Below are 14,257 nucleotides of genomic sequence, written 5' to 3'. Positions count from 1 at the left end.
GGCTTTGGATAACCCGGACCGACGCGGCGGGAGACGACCCGCCGCCACGTCCGGCACTCACCAGCAACGATCGCGCGCGCAGTGCTACCGTAAGCGTTCACCATGTCCGCCGCGCATGCCCATCGCGACCTCTACATCGGCATCGCCGCGACGGTGCTAGCCGCGTTCGTGCTTGCCGGCATGGACACGATCGCGAAGTTCCTGATGCGGTCTCTGCCGACCGAGCAGGTCGTCTGGGCACGATTCTTCTTCCACCTGCTGCTGGTCGGCGCGATCTTCGCAAGGCGCGGCAACTGGTCGTTCGTGCGCACGCGCCATCCGGTGCTCCAGACCGTGCGTGGGGCGACGCTGGTCGGCGTGACGCTGAGCCTGTATTCGGCGATCCGCAACGGCTCGCTGGCCGAGGCGACCGCAATCGTGTTCTTCGCACCGGTGCTGGTCACCGTGCTTTCGGGGCCCATGCTCGGTGAGCGCGTACGACACTGGCACTGGCTCGCCGTCTTCCTTGGTTTCGCGGGCGTGCTTGTGATCGTGAGGCCGGGTTTTCGTGAGCACGATTCGGCGCTGTGGCTCGCCTGTGTCGCAGCAGTGTCGCTGGCGCTGTATTTCGTGCTGACGCGCAGGCTGCGCGGGCTCGACAGCGAACGCACGACGCTGTTCCACACGACACTGGGCGGCAGCGTGCTGCTCAGCATCCTCGCAGGATTGAGCTGGCAAGCCCCGACTGCGGCGGAATGGGCCGTGCTGGTGGGCATCGGCGCGCTCGGCGCAGGCGGACACCTGCTGCTGGTGCGTGCGTTTCATCTGGCGCCGGCCAGCACGCTGGCGCCGTTTCTGAATGCACAGCTCGTCGCGGCCGCGATCTACAGCGCCGTGTTCTTCAACGACGTGCTGGATCTACCGTTCCTGGCCGGCACCGCGTTGATTGTCGGCGCCGGGCTGTGGGTTTCGCAGCGCGACCGCAGAGCGCTGCATCGACCGGCGCCCTGACACCGCCCCGGGAGAAACCCTGAACAACCCAGGATCTCACGTGGCACAGTGAAGTACCGCCGCTCTGACGATCCGTAACGGGTTGATCAGCACTCTTCTGGCATCACTCCGGCCAGACCAGCTTGATGATGAACGCGACCAGCGTCGTGTAGAGCACAGGGCGAATCCAGCGCTCTCCATGGCGCACGGTGGAGTGTGCGCCGACCCAGCCGCCGAGCGCTGAACCGGCGGCGAGACAGGCGCCAGCGATCCACAGGATCTGCACCTGCGTGGCGTACACCACCATCGCAACGACGGTATAGACCAGGATGATGAACACCTTGTAGAAGTTGACCCTTACCAGACCCATGCCGAGCACGCGGTTGAGGATCGGGATCAGGATGAAGCCCACGCCGATCTGGATGAGCCCGCCCCAGAACCCGGCGCCGAGCATCAGGATGTGACCGGCGACGAGCCTGCTGCGTGGTATCGCGGCCTCGTCGGGTGTGGACCTCGTGCCCGTGCCGGTGATCATCAGCACCAGCACGGCGAGCATGACCAAGGCCAGCAGCGCGTTGAACCATGGCCCGTCGAATCGCACACCGAGCTGCGCCCCGGCGCCGGCGCCGACCGAGGCGACAGCGGAAAGGCTCAGCGCCAGCCGCCACTCGCGCAGTCCCTTGCGGCGAAAGTTCGTCAGCGCTGCGATGTTCTGCGTGAGGATGCCGATGCGGTTGGTGCCATTCGCGACCGGTGCCGGCACCCCCATGAAAATCATCACGGGCACGGTCAGCAGCGACCCCCCGCCGGCCATCACGTTGAGCCAGCCCGAGACCACGCCCATGATCGTAAGCACGCCAAGCTGCCAGAGTTCCAACGCCGGATTGCCCCCGGTCGGCCGCAAAAATCGCACACTGCGGCGCAGCGCCGGAGCTGTCAATGCCAGGGCCCGAACACCGACGCGGGCTCAGGCATAATGCGGCACTTTCCAGAGCGAAGCTGCGCGGTCGTTCCATGCTTTTCCGCAACTTTCGGCTGACGATCCTGGTGCTTGCCGCCGGGTTACTCGGTGCCTGCGCCGACCCGCCGCCGTATGTGAACGTCGACAGCACCGGTCTCGAGCAACTCGTCGCGCAAGGTGTGGTGCTCTACGACATCCGTCGGCCCGAGGAATGGCGCCAGACCGGCGTGGTCGCCGGCAGCGAACTGCTGACCTTCGCGGACGCCAGCGGCCGAGTTCGTCCCGAGTTCTTCGACCGTTTCCAGCGCGAAGTACCCCGCGATCGGCCGGTCGCGCTGATCTGTCGCACCGGCAACCGCACCGACGTCCTCGGCCGTTACCTGATGGATCAGCTGGGCTATAAACAGGTCTTCAACGTTCGCGACGGCATCACCGCATGGATGCGCGAGGGCCATCCGGTACACAAGCCCTGATCCGCAAGCCAGAGATCATCGCGTCATGACCGTGAACAACGACACCTTCGGACTCGAACGCATCTTCGACCGCGTCACCACGCCGATCGAGGAGTTCATCCACGACCAGACCGCCGGCGGCCTGGTCCTGATGGCCTGCGCCGTTCTGGCCCTGGTGCTCGCCAACTCGCCCTGGGCCGAGAGTTACGCACACATCCTGCATACGCCGATCACCCTGTCGATCGGCGCCTGGTCGCTGAGCCACAGCCTGCACCACTGGATCAACGACGGCCTGATGACGCTGTTCTTCTTCGTCGTCGGTCTGGAAATCAAGCGCGAGTTTCTGGTCGGCGAACTCGCCGACCGTCGCCGCGCGGCGCTGCCGATCGCGGCTGCCATCGGCGGCATGGTCGTCCCCGCGGGGATCTACGCGCTGATCAACGCGGGCGGACCGGGCATCGCCGGCTGGGGCGTGCCGATGGCGACGGACATCGCCTTCGCCGTCGGCGTACTCGTGCTGCTGGGACCACGCATCCCACGTCCGCTGCTGACCATGCTGCTCGCGCTCGCCATCGTCGATGACCTCGGTGGCGTGCTCGTGATCGCGCTGTTCTATACCCACGACCTGAATCTCACGGCGCTCGCCTGGGTCGGCATCCTCTTTGCCGCACTGATGATCCTGAATCGCGGCGGTGTGCGCAGACCGTGGGTCTATTTCGTGTTCGGTACCATGATGTGGCTGGCGATGCTGGCATCCGGCGTGCATGCGACGCTGGCCGGCATTCTCACCGCCTGGACGATCCCCGCACGTCCAAAATACGAGCCGCGACAGTTCATCGAAAAGGTCGACGAGCTGCTCGACCGCATGAAGACGGGGTGCAGCAACCAGACCTCGCTGCTCGCCAACCAGCAGCAGTACGCGCTGGTGCAGGCGCTCGAAAACGGCGTGCATCACGTCGAGGCGCCGTTACAACGGCTCGAGCACACCCTGCATCTGCCGGTGGCCTTTCTGATCGTGCCGATCTTCGCGCTGGCGAATGCCGGCGTTCCGATCGAGGCCGCGAGCCTTGGCCAGCTGCTGCACGACCCGATCGCGCTCGGCATCGTGCTTGGGCTGGTGCTCGGTAAGTTCCTCGGCATTACCGGGGCCGTGTGGCTCGCCGTGCGTCTCGGCTTCGGTCAGCTCAGCGCCGGGGTCAGCTTCGCGCAGGTCATGGGCGTCGCACTGATCGCCGGCATCGGCTTTACGATGTCGATCTTCATCGCCGAACTCGCGTTCGCGGGCGACGCGGCGCGGCTGGTGGTCGCCAAGACCGGCATCCTCGCCGCCTCGCTGATCGCCGGCATCAGCGGCTTCCTGTGGCTGCGACTGGTGAGCAGGCCCGCCTGAACCGGTGCGCAAGCTCGACACCGTTCGCGCCGGCCCCGCTGCCCTGCTTGGTAAGGGAAACTCTGAACAATTCAGAGCTTCCCGCGGCACAGGGAAGTGTCGCCATTTTCAACGGATGTAAGACGTTGAAAATGAAAGAAAACGAAAAATGACACTTTTTCGTTTTTGTCGCTCTGGCAATCCGGGACGGATTAATCAGAGCTTCCTAAGATCAACGGGTTCGTGCGGGTCGACCCGCAGGTGAAACCGCCCCGGGGCAGGCCCAACGCGTGAGCGACTCGACTGAAACCGATACGGACACCGACATCCGCAGCGGCAGCGAAGGCGGCACCACGGTCGGTGCCGCACCGAACCGGCTCGCGCGCATGGGTCGCAGCACGCCGTTTCTGACCATCGCCTATCCGACCGCCAATCAGCAGCATTTCGAGATCGGCGCCGCCCCGCTGGTGATCGGTCGCGGGCGCAACGTGGGCGTGGTGATCGACGACCGGCTGGCCTCGCGCGAACACTGTCGCGTGTCCCTGACGGCCGAAGGCATCGTCGTCGAAGATCTGGAATCCACCAACGGCACCATGATCGACGGCGTCACCATACAGCGCGCGCGACTCGGGACCGAATCCCGCCTGCAGATCGGCGACTACATCTTCCGGCTCGAATACCGCAACCGCGAAGAACTCGCCTATGAGCGCGCGCTGGTGGAGGCCGCGACGACCGACCCGCTGACCGGCATCGCCAACCGCAACGCGCTGATCGAGCGCGCCGGGCTGTTATACGGCCAGTGCCGACGCGAGGGTCGCGCGCTGGCCATCGCGATGCTCGACATCGATCACTTCAAGCGCATCAATGACACGCACGGGCATCCCGCAGGCGATCACGTGATCAAGCTGGTCGCGCAGATGCTCGCCGACCAGATGCGCGAATCCGACATCTTCGGGCGATACGGCGGCGAGGAATTCATGGCTGTACTGCCGGATCTCGACGGCGCCGGGGCCGAAACGGCCTGCGAACGGCTGCGCACGGCGGTCGAGAGCATGGAGATTGCATGGAGCGGAACGCCGCTCGCGGTGACGATCTCGGTCGGCATGTGCGCGCGTGCCGGCAATACGCTCGAAGGTCTGGATGCCGGCATCGCAACCGCCGACAAGGCGCTTTACGCAGCCAAGCACGCCGGCCGCAACCGCGTGTGCACCGGCTGAAGTTCGCGCCGCGCTGACCAGGCGCGGCCCGCAACGCCAGACCGACCGGTCCTTCAGTCGCCGACCAGTCCCAAGAACCGGCGCTTTTCGTCTGGGTTTGGTATCGCCGAGGCGAGCAGCCGATGCAGATCCCCCGCATTGCCAGTCTCGCGCGCACGCTTGCGCACGAGCTGCAAGGCCACCGGCCCAACGAACCCGGCCAGGATGTTCGCGAGCCGGTCGACCTGCTGCGGGCTCAGCTGCTCGGCCATGGTGCTGGTCCCGACCGTCGCCGTGGTGCGCAGCGATGACACGCTGCCCCCGCAGCCTTCGCGCAAACAACGGCGCGCCTTGTCGAGAAACTCCGCGCGCTCGTGCGGATTGCTGATGTGCTGGGCCAGCGACTGGATGAAGGCTTCCGGGTCCAGCGTGCCGGTGCCGGTCTTGCGCATGAGCATCTTCGCCATCGGCCCGATGTGGCTCACCAGGCTCTGTTCGAGCTTGTCGAGTACCTCGGGCGGCAGCTCGAACATCGGCTCGCCGACCGGCTGCGGGGCCACGAGTGGCCGCCGGCTGACGACGGTGTCCGCGAGCGTCGTCTCGGCCGATTCGGGGGTGGTCAGTTCGGCCTGCTCATGGCGCAGCGCGGCTAGGAAAGTCGCCGCGTCCGGATAACGCTGTTCGCGATGGTCGGCCAGGGCCCGGTGCAGCATGGCGCCGACGCCCTGCGGCAGCACGCGGCCACGCTCGCCGCCGAGCGCGTTGTCGACGAAGACGCTCACCGGCTGGGTGTACAGGTCCTGCGGTACGGGGCGCGCACCGGTCAGCAGTTCCAGCAGCACCATGCCGGCGCTGTAGAGATCGGCACGCTGGTCGACGGTCTGACCGCGCAGCCCTTCCGGGCTCATGTAGCTCGGCGTGCCGATCATGTTGCCGTCGAGCGTGAGGTCCGAGCCGGCGACCCGCGCGACACCGAAATCCGCGACCTTCACCGCGCCGCTGTCGAGCAGGATGATGTTCGCGGGCTTGATGTCCCGGTGCACGACGCCGAAGCGGTGCGCGACCGCGAGCCCCTCCAGCACCTGGGCGATGATGTGCAGCGACTCACCGAGCGAGAACCGGTAATCGTTTTTCAGGAAGTAGCGCAACGCCTCGCCGCGCACGTATTCCATGACGATGTAGTTGCGCCCGGCGTCGACGCCGAGATCGAACACGGCGACGATGTTCGAGTGCAGGCAGCGCGCCGCGGCCTGCGCCTCGCGGCGAAAGCGATCCTGCATCGCGCGGCCTTCGGCGGGATCGTCGTACTGCGGATGCAGGACCTTGATCGCGACGGAGCGGTCGATGTCCGGGTCATGCGCGAGATAGACAATCCCCATCGCGCCCTGCCCGAGCAGGGACTTCACATGGTATTTGCCGATCCGCTGCGGCAGATTCACCGGCGCGGACCGAGCGTCTCGTTGAGCATGTCCATCGCGCTGCCGAGGCTGCGCTGCATGAGGTTGATGGAGCGACCGAGCTGGGCCAGTTCGTCACTGCCGCGGACCTTGAGTTCGGCTCCGGCGAGCTTGCCCTGGCTGAGCTCCTCGGCGTGCCGGGCCATGCCCTCGATGGGCCGGATGACCAGCCGCGACAGCAGCACGTTCATGACCACGCCGACCAGCACGAACACGCCCGCCAGCATCGCCATGAACAGATAGAACGCCTGCCGTGCGCGTTCGAACGGCAGCGACTGCGGCACCGAAACGACCTGCGCGCCGACCGTCTCGTTCATCTTCCAGCCGAAGCCGTTGACAGCGCCGTAACGGGCCACCACGGCCTTGGGGGCGTTGTCGGCGCGGTCGTGGCAGCTCAGGCAGGCGCCGTCGGTGATGCGGATCGGGCGGCTGTAATAGAACGACGGTCCGATCGGTGTCTCGCGCGCACCGGTCAGCTGGTCGGCCTGCGGGTGGGTGCGAAACCATTCGATGATGTCGGCCTCCCAGTCGGTTGCGCGATTCGACGGGTTCGACGGATTCAACGCCGCCTCCTTGTAGCCGTAATCCGGGTGGTTTTTCTGCAGCGCGGCCACATAGCGCGATGCCGCGTAGGCCGGAACGGTCTGTGGCAGAAACTCGTCGCCGGGGACCTTGCGCAATAACGGGCGCAGTTCGTCGACCGTGTACTTGCGCACGGCCAGCGCGCTTTCCATCATCATGTTCGCCTGTTCGAGCACCTCCTGTTCGGCGTGCTGCTGCAGCAGGCGATGGGTGAACACGCCGGCCACGGTCAGGCCGACGAGGCCGGTGGCGAGCAGGATCAGGTTGAATTTCAGTCGCAGGTTCATCTGCCCGAGCCTCCGGCGGCCGTTGCTTGGCGATCGATGCGGCAAATCCTAGCAGGACACGGCCCGCGTGGCGCGGCGCCACACCTCGTGCGATTCGCTCAATCGCCGCCGCGACAGGGGCGGCGGCCAGAATGAAAAAGCCGCCCGCAGGCGGCCTTGTTCAGCGCGCAGGAAGCCAGATCATTCCTCGACATCCCTGCAGTCGATCTCGCAGAAACCCTCCGACGCGATGACCTTACCCAAGGTGCATTCGAGAGGGTCGCCAGTTGGGTAAGTCGGACAGACCACCGGCAGCGCGATGTCCTTGATCACCTGCGCCACGCCCGAGGTGTTCTGGTAGATGTTCAAGAAGCTTCCAATGACCGGCACGCTGCCGCCACCGGCGAGGTCGAGCTGGTCGGTCGCGACCGGTATCGCAGTGGCCTGATCAACCAGCTTTACGCCGGTGCCGGCAGATGCCAGTGCCAGGGCGCTGGTGAGAACGGCGGCCAGCGTGGCGCCTCCGCCACCGCGCCGATGCAGGCGCATGCCAAGCACCGCGAGCAGTCCGGCCAGCAGGACCAGCCCGGCACCGCCCATGAGGGGCACCGCCGTCGGCACCGCCGGCCCGTAGACCATGACCGGTGCTCCGGCGGTCGCTGCTGCGGAGAATCCGAAGCCGATCAGCGCAATCGACGCGTCGACGAGGCGTTTGTGGATCGAAACCATGGGGACGAAGCTCCTGTGATGGTCCGGTGGCGGTCTGCCGGAGGCTCGCGCAATAGCGCCGCCGCATTGGCCGGACAAGCTTACGCCCGGGCGCGGGCATTGCCAATTTCGTTGCGGTCGGCCGGTTGCCGCTGCTTGCCGCAGCATCGGGCGGACGACAGGAAGCGTGGAGAGCGGCGCCTGCTACGGGCCGCGATAGATCGCCAGTTCCCGGGAGCGTCGCTCAGTGTCGGGGTCCACCACGCAGGGCACCGCCGAAAGCCCGCGGACCACTGCCGGGGAAAGGCCGTGTTCGCGCGCGCCGCGCAGCAGGTGCTCGCGGTACCAGTCGAACGGGCGCAGCCCGGGCTGGATCTGAAGTGCGAGATAGATGCCCGCCCGGATCCACTCGCCCTGCGGGGAAATCACCTCCACGCAGTGTTCGGCATATCCCACGCCGAGCGACTCAGCGGTGTCGAGTGCGGGCTTGTCCGCGGGGTCGATCCGGTAGACCACGCCGTGCACGGTGTCGGAATGGGCGCCGGTATACAGCGCGTCGCACTTCGCCGAGCCGTCCAGACCCGGCTTGTGGAACGCCAGCCGGTAGCCGTCCAGGCGCGCCGTGGTGAGCGCTTGCGCGGACGGTGCACGCCGGCGCAGACGGGCGCTGGAAAGATTCGAGCCGTAGGCAAACACCAGCACCGCGGCCGCGGCGGCGTCGCGACGCGCCTGATCAGGCTCGGTCAGCTGGTCGTCCATGATCCGCAAGACTAGCACCGGCGGGCTTTGCGTTCCCTGCCCCGCTGCGGCACGATGCCAGCCCTCGCCGCCAAGGCCCTGTTCACCATGCCACGCTACGCGCCCGAACCCGAATACCGGCACGACGACCCCGTTCGCTCAGGCGTGCTGATGGTCAATCTCGGCACGCCGGAGGCCCCCACGCCGGGGGCCCTGCGCCGCTATCTGGCCGAGTTCCTGAGCGACACCCGCATCATCGAGGCGCCGCGCGCGGTGTGGCTGCCGGTGCTGCACGGGATCGTGCTGCGCACCCGTCCGAAGCGCTCGGCGCACGCCTATCAGTCGGTCTGGAGCGATCGCGGCTCGCCGCTCGCGGCCATTTCCGCCGACCAGGCGGCCGCCCTGCAGCAGGCGCTCGATCCCGCCGGCGAGCGGCTGCGTGTCGCGCTGGCGATGCGCTACGGCGAACCCTCCGTTCGCGCCGGACTGGAAGCCCTGCGTGCCGCAGGCTGCGCTCGCGTGCTGGTGCTGCCGATGTACCCGCAGTACTCGGCGACGACCACGGCCAGCGTGTTCGACGCGGTGTTCGATGTGTTCAAGACCTGGCGGCGTGTCCCGGAGCTTCGCACCGTCGCGAACTATCACGACGACCCCGGCTTCATCGCAGCGCTGGCAGGCTCGATCGGTGAGGCGTTCGCCGCGCACGGCCGGCCGGATCGCCTGCTGTTCTCGTTTCACGGCATCCCGCGCCAGTACTTCGATGCCGGCGACCCGTATTTCTGTCATTGCCAGAAGACCGCGCGCCTCGTTGCCGAGAAGCTTGGCCTCGCCGACGATTTCTGGTCGGTCAGTTTCCAGTCGCGCTTCGGGCCCAAGGAATGGCTGAAGCCCTACACCGACGAAACGCTGAAGGGCTGGGGCTCTAGCGGTGTCGGCTCGGTCGCTGTGGTCTGTCCGGGATTTTCCGCGGACTGCCTTGAAACGCTCGAGGAGATCGGCGTGGAGAACCGCGACTATTTCCTCGGCGCCGGCGGGCGCGAGTTCCGCTACATCCCGGCGCTGAACGCGCGGACCGACCACATCGAGGCACTCGCCGCGCTGGTGAACAGACACTTCGGCGGATGGCCCGCGAGCGGACCGACTGAAGACGAGCGATCGGCCAGCGCCGCGCGGGCAAAGGCGATCGGCGCGAGCCGCTAGAACGATGCGATTCTGCAGCCACTGCGGCGAGGGCGTCGAGCGGCGCATCCCGGCCGGCGATCACCGCGAGCGCTTCGTCTGCGCGAGCTGCGGAATGATTCACTACCAGAACCCGAAGATCGTCGCCGGCTGCATCATCGATGTCGAGGGCCGGATCCTGCTGTGTAGACGCGGCATCGAACCGCGCTACGGCAAGTGGACGGTCCCTGCGGGATTCATGGAGAACGGCGAGTCCACGCAGAACGCCGCGGCGCGCGAGACCTGGGAGGAGGCCCGCGCGCTCGTCGATGATCTGCGGCTGTTCACGCTTTTCAATCTGCCGCACATCAACCAAGTCTATACGCTGTTTCGCGCGCGTCTGGCACAGCCCGGTTTCGATGTCAGCGACGAAAGCCTGGAGACGCGACTGTTCAGCGCGGACGAACTGCCCTGGGATGAAATGGCGTTTCCGGTGGTCGCCGAGAGCCTGAAGCTGTATCTCGCCGATCGCGCCGGCGGCGGATTCCGGCTGCATTCCGGCAATCTGATCCGGCTCCCCGGCGAGGCCGTGCGGTTCCGGGTCGAGATGCACGAATGAGCGCGGGGCAGCAGTTCCGCCTGCTCGGCCAGCGGCGCTTCGCCCCGTACTTTCTCACGCAGTTCCTTGGTGCGTTCAATGACAACGTCTTCAAGAACGCGCTGATCATCCTGATCGCTTATCAGCAGGCCGGGCTCGATCGCACCGACACGAACATCCTGACGAACGTTGCCGCGGGGCTTTTCATCCTGCCGTTTTTCCTGTTCGCGGCCGGCGCCGGTCAGCTCGCCGAGCGCCATGACAAGGCGCGCCTGATCCGTTACATCAAGCTCGCCGAGATCGGCATCATGTCCGCCGCGGCGCTGGCGTTCTGGTTCCAGTCGCTGACCGGCCTCATCGTGCTGCTGTTTGCGATGGGCGCGCAGTCGACGTTCTTCGCGCCGATCAAGTACGGCATCCTGCCGCAGCATCTGCGCGAGAACGAACTGGTCGGCGGCAACGCACTCGTGCAGGCCGGCACGTTTCTGGCGATTCTTCTTGGCACGATGCTGGGCGGTATGCTGATCGCCGAACGCGAGGGCGGCCGGCTGTATGTCGCGACCGCCATCGTTGTGATCGCGATTCTCGGCTATCTCGCCAGTCGGCCGATCCCGGCCGCGCCGGCAGCGGCGCCGGGCCTGCGCGTGAACTTCAATCCCTTCACCGCCGTTTGGGAAAACCTGCGGCTGATCCGCCGTGGTCGCAGCGTGTTCCTTTCGATCATGGGCGTGTCGTGGTTCTGGTTTCTCGGCGTCGTGTATCTGACCCAGCTGCCGAACTACACCCAGTACACGCTCGGTGGTGACGAACGCGTGGTAACGCTGCTGCTGACGCTGTTTTCAGTCGGCATCGGCATCGGATCGCTGTCGTGTGAACGCCTGTCCGCCGGGCGCGTGGAGATCGGACTGGTGCCGATCGGTGCGCTGGGGCTCACGGTTTTCGGTCTCGATCTGGTGTTCGCCGCCAATGCCCAGCATGGTGGTCCGCTGGTCGGGGCCGGGGAGTTCCTGTCGCGCCCCGGAAGCTGGCGGGTCGCATTCGATCTGGTTGCGATCGGTACGTTCGGCGGTTTCTACATCGTGCCGCTGTTCGCGCTGGTGCAGTCGCGCGCACCGGAAGACGCGCGCGCGCGCACCATCGCCGGCAACACCATCCTGAACGCCGCCGCGATGGTGGTCGCCTCGATCATGGCGGCCGGCCTGCTCGGCGCAGGCGTCACGATCCCGCAGCTGTTCGGTCTGCTCGCGGTCATGAATGCCGTCGTGGCGGTTTTCATCTTTATGCTGGTGCCGGAGTTCACGCTGCGCGCGGTGAGCTGGCTGCTCGTGCACGCGCTGTACCGCGTCCGCACGAACGGGCTGAGCCGCCACATTCCGAGCGACGGACCGGCGATGCTCGCATGCAATCACGTCAGCTACGTGGACGCGCTGATCATCGGTGCCTGCGTACGGCGACCCGTGCGCTTCGTGATGTACTACAAGATTTTCAGCACGCCGGTGCTGAGTTATCTGTTTCGCGCGGCGGGCGCGATTCCCATCGCGGGCAGACGCGAAGACGAAATTCTCTACAACACGGCGTTCGATCGAATCGACGCGGCGCTTGCCGCAGGCGAGATCGTCTGCATCTTCCCCGAAGGCCGTCTCACGGCGGATGGTGAGATCGGCGAGTTTCGGCCGGGTATCGAACGCGCGCTCGCACGACGCGCCGTCCCGGTCGTTCCGATGGCCCTGCGCGGGCTGTGGGGGAGTCTGTTCTCGCGCAGCCACGGCGGGCTGTTCCGCGGCGGACCACGCAAGCTGTGGGCCCGCGTCGAGCTCATCGCCGGCCCACCGCTGCCCGGTGCCGGCCTTACCGTAGCGACGCTCGAATCGACCGTGCGCGAACTACGCGGTGAAGTTCGCTAGGGAAACTCTGAAGAGTTCAGAGTTTCCCGCGGCACATGAAGGTGCTGGCATTTTCGGCGGCTGCAAGCCGTTCAAAGTAAAAGAAAACGAACAGCCGCGCTTTTTCGCTTTCGTCGCTCTGGCAATCCTGGACGGACTGATCAGGGCTTCCATAGTCATGGTTGGTTCAGGTTTCGACATCGTCGATATCGAGCTGCCCGGAGATGCGCCGGCGCACATGCGACCAGGACACACCGGCGGCCAGCACCAGCGCCAGGCACAGCTCGATGACGTACGTCATGATCCGTGTGTTGCCCGGATCGAGATTCATCCAGTCGAGAAACAGCCAGGCCAGGGTGCCGAAAAACGCAATCGCGAGGACCATGCCGACCGGGCCGAGTGAACGCAGGGTCGCGCGCAGCAGGATCACCCAGCCAATCAGCAGGGCGACGAACACGAACACCTTGATGGCCGTGATCTCCATGGGCGGCGCGATCGCCCAGTGGTAGAACGAGTGGCCCTCGGGGTTGTAGGTCGCAAACACCAGCAGCAGTGCCAGGATCAGGCGCACGAAGGCGTTGGACCAGCCGAATTTTACGTTCGCCATGGGGGCTTCCAGTGCAGGATTGACGCGCCATTATACCCGCGCCGATCAGCGGTTCCGGACCCGACGAGCCCCCGGTTTGTTTCCCGGTGTTGTTGCGGCGACCGCGCGCAACGGGCAAGCTGCGCAGCGTCCTGAACCGACCGCCTGGAGACTACCCGATGATGAGAACCTTGCGTAATTTGGCCCTTTCGCTGGCCTGCCTCGCTTTTACGGCCCCGGCCGGTGCGACCGGCGGCGACCCGACCGCCGTCCTGCAGGACGGCATCGACCGGCTGACCAGTTTTGTCCGCGGCGGCGGCGCCCAGAACCGGGAGGCCGCGATGCGGTTCCTCGATCAGGAGATCGCGCCGTCGTTCGACTTTGAATACATGGCCGACTGGGCACTGGGCCCGATGGGCCGGCAGATGCCGCCGGAGGCCGTCAGCTCCGTCGTCCAGGTGATTGAGGGACACCTGCTTTCGACGCTCGCCCAGGCACTGGTCGGCTACCGCGATGCGCAGGTCCGCCTGTCGGAACCGCGTCTGCGTGGCGACAAGGAATCCGTTGTTCGTGCATGGATCATCCGGCCGAACGCGATCCCGATGAGTGTCGACTTCCGCTTCTACCGCGGAGATTCGGGCTGGAAGATCTTTGACGTGGTTGCCAGCGGTACGAGCGCGCTCGTGTATTACCGCGGCATGCTGCGCCGGCAGATGCGCATGTCACAGCAGACCTACGGCTATCGTTGATTCATGCCGCGGATGGTGTGCGGATGAATCACGGTCCGCGAAACAAAAAAGGCGGTCAAAAGACCGCCTTTTTTATTTGGGCTTCAGCAAGCTATTGGTTCAGCCGGCCTTGTCCTTGAGCATCTTCAGCGCGGTGACCTTCACAACCGTGCGTGCCGGTTTCGCGGCAATCTTCACGGCTTCGCCGGTGGCCGGATTGCGACCCATGCGGGCCTTCTGCGCCGGGCGGCGCACACGGCGGACCTTCATGCCGTTGAACGGAATCGTCAGTTCGCCGGAGCCGCGCGGACGCAGGTTGCGCTCGACCAGACCACTCAAGGACTCGAACACCGCGCCGACCTGCTTGCGGTTCAGTCCGGTTTCATCGGCGATGGCCTGCAGAATCTGCGTACGGGTCATCTTCTGGGTGATTGCTTTGGCGGCCGGTGCCGCCTTGGTGGCCGCCGCCTTTTTTTTGGCCGCGGATTTTTTCTTTGCCGCCATGGTATCGCTCCATTGGGGGTGGTTTGGGAAATTCCGGCGCGAAGCTTACACATTTCCCCGGTTTTTTGCAGCTAAAATTGGCACATTCACGTGCTTTTGCAA

Annotated in this window: 15 protein-coding genes; 8 read left to right on the top strand and 7 right to left on the bottom strand. The window is 65.8% G+C overall.

The window, feature by feature from the left end; translation table 11 throughout:
• Positions 1 to 102 precede the first annotated feature (102 nt).
• Positions 103 to 990, top strand: a complete 888-nt coding sequence (locus KDG50_06705; protein ID MCB1865103.1) for a DMT family transporter — start codon at positions 103 to 105, stop codon at positions 988 to 990.
• A gap of 103 nt (positions 991 to 1,093) precedes the next feature.
• Here the strand turns inward: KDG50_06705 and KDG50_06700 are convergent, their stop codons facing one another.
• Positions 1,094 to 1,846: a sulfite exporter TauE/SafE family protein gene (locus KDG50_06700; GenBank protein MCB1865102.1), complete on the bottom strand. Its 753-nt coding sequence runs from the start codon at positions 1,844 to 1,846 to the stop codon at positions 1,094 to 1,096.
• 137 nt (positions 1,847 to 1,983) lie between these two features.
• On the opposite strand from KDG50_06700, the gene KDG50_06695 reads away from it, so the two are divergent.
• The 3 genes from KDG50_06695 (at position 1,984) to KDG50_06685 (ending at position 4,968) form a co-directional block, all read left to right on the top strand.
• Positions 1,984 to 2,403, top strand: coding sequence for a rhodanese-like domain-containing protein (locus KDG50_06695; protein ID MCB1865101.1), 420 nt, complete (start codon positions 1,984 to 1,986; stop codon positions 2,401 to 2,403).
• Positions 2,404 to 2,428: 25 nt separating this feature from the next.
• A complete protein-coding gene (gene nhaA / locus KDG50_06690) occupies positions 2,429 to 3,772 on the top strand; it encodes a Na+/H+ antiporter NhaA (GenBank protein MCB1865100.1) in 1,344 nt (447 codons plus the stop codon).
• 269 nt (positions 3,773 to 4,041) lie between these two features.
• Complete coding sequence (locus KDG50_06685; protein ID MCB1865099.1) at positions 4,042 to 4,968, top strand: GGDEF domain-containing protein; 927 nt, start codon at positions 4,042 to 4,044, stop codon at positions 4,966 to 4,968.
• A 53-nt stretch (positions 4,969 to 5,021) separates the two neighbouring features.
• Here KDG50_06685 and KDG50_06680 read toward each other — a convergent pair whose 3' ends face one another.
• The 4 genes from KDG50_06680 to KDG50_06665 all read right to left on the bottom strand — a co-directional run bounded on the left by KDG50_06680 (position 5,022) and on the right by KDG50_06665 (position 8,662).
• Positions 5,022 to 6,386: a serine/threonine protein kinase gene (locus KDG50_06680; protein MCB1865098.1), complete on the bottom strand. Its 1,365-nt coding sequence runs from the start codon at positions 6,384 to 6,386 to the stop codon at positions 5,022 to 5,024.
• On the bottom strand, positions 6,383 to 7,273 hold the full coding sequence (locus KDG50_06675; GenBank protein ID MCB1865097.1) for a DUF3365 domain-containing protein: 891 nt from the start codon (positions 7,271 to 7,273) through the stop codon (positions 6,383 to 6,385). Before KDG50_06675 ends, KDG50_06680 begins: the two co-directional genes overlap by 4 nt.
• Before the next feature lie 180 nt (positions 7,274 to 7,453).
• The gene (locus tag KDG50_06670) at positions 7,454 to 7,981 is read right to left on the bottom strand and encodes a midcut-by-XrtH protein (protein ID MCB1865096.1); all 528 of its coding nucleotides are present in this window, start codon (positions 7,979 to 7,981) and stop codon (positions 7,454 to 7,456) included.
• Positions 7,982 to 8,164: 183 nt separating this feature from the next.
• Positions 8,165 to 8,662 (bottom strand): gamma-glutamylcyclotransferase, encoded by a 498-nt coding sequence (locus tag KDG50_06665; protein ID MCB1865095.1) that lies wholly within the window; start codon positions 8,660 to 8,662, stop codon positions 8,165 to 8,167.
• A gap of 144 nt (positions 8,663 to 8,806) precedes the next feature.
• Between KDG50_06665 and KDG50_06660 the strand changes: the two genes are divergently transcribed.
• The 3 genes from KDG50_06660 to KDG50_06650 are packed head-to-tail and all read left to right on the top strand — an operon-like array spanning position 8,807 to position 12,358.
• Positions 8,807 to 9,898, top strand: a complete 1,092-nt coding sequence (locus KDG50_06660; GenBank protein MCB1865094.1) for a ferrochelatase — start codon at positions 8,807 to 8,809, stop codon at positions 9,896 to 9,898.
• A 4-nt stretch (positions 9,899 to 9,902) separates the two neighbouring features.
• Positions 9,903 to 10,475: an NUDIX hydrolase gene (locus KDG50_06655; GenBank protein MCB1865093.1), complete on the top strand. Its 573-nt coding sequence runs from the start codon at positions 9,903 to 9,905 to the stop codon at positions 10,473 to 10,475.
• Entirely contained in the window at positions 10,472 to 12,358 is a 1,887-nt protein-coding gene (locus tag KDG50_06650) for an MFS transporter (GenBank protein MCB1865092.1), read from the top strand. The genes KDG50_06655 and KDG50_06650 overlap by 4 nt, the downstream gene beginning before the upstream one ends.
• A gap of 166 nt (positions 12,359 to 12,524) precedes the next feature.
• On the opposite strand, the gene KDG50_06645 is transcribed toward KDG50_06650, so the two are convergent.
• Positions 12,525 to 12,944 (bottom strand): hypothetical protein, encoded by a 420-nt coding sequence (locus KDG50_06645; protein ID MCB1865091.1) that lies wholly within the window; start codon positions 12,942 to 12,944, stop codon positions 12,525 to 12,527.
• 170 nt (positions 12,945 to 13,114) lie between these two features.
• Between KDG50_06645 and KDG50_06640 the strand changes: the two genes are divergently transcribed.
• The gene (locus KDG50_06640) at positions 13,115 to 13,672 is read left to right on the top strand and encodes an ABC transporter substrate-binding protein (GenBank protein ID MCB1865090.1); all 558 of its coding nucleotides are present in this window, start codon (positions 13,115 to 13,117) and stop codon (positions 13,670 to 13,672) included.
• Between the two features lie 99 nt (positions 13,673 to 13,771).
• Here the strand turns inward: KDG50_06640 and KDG50_06635 are convergent, their stop codons facing one another.
• A complete protein-coding gene (locus KDG50_06635; GenBank protein ID MCB1865089.1) occupies positions 13,772 to 14,155 on the bottom strand; it encodes an HU family DNA-binding protein in 384 nt (127 codons plus the stop codon).
• Positions 14,156 to 14,257 lie beyond the last annotated feature (102 nt).

The sequence above is a fragment of the Chromatiales bacterium genome, from assembly GCA_020445605.1.
In the GTDB taxonomy this organism is placed as follows: Bacteria; Pseudomonadota; Gammaproteobacteria; order JAGRGH01; family JAGRGH01; genus JAGRGH01.
The sequence above is the reverse complement of the archived record's forward strand: the minus strand, read 5'-3'. Positions and strand labels throughout refer to the sequence as shown.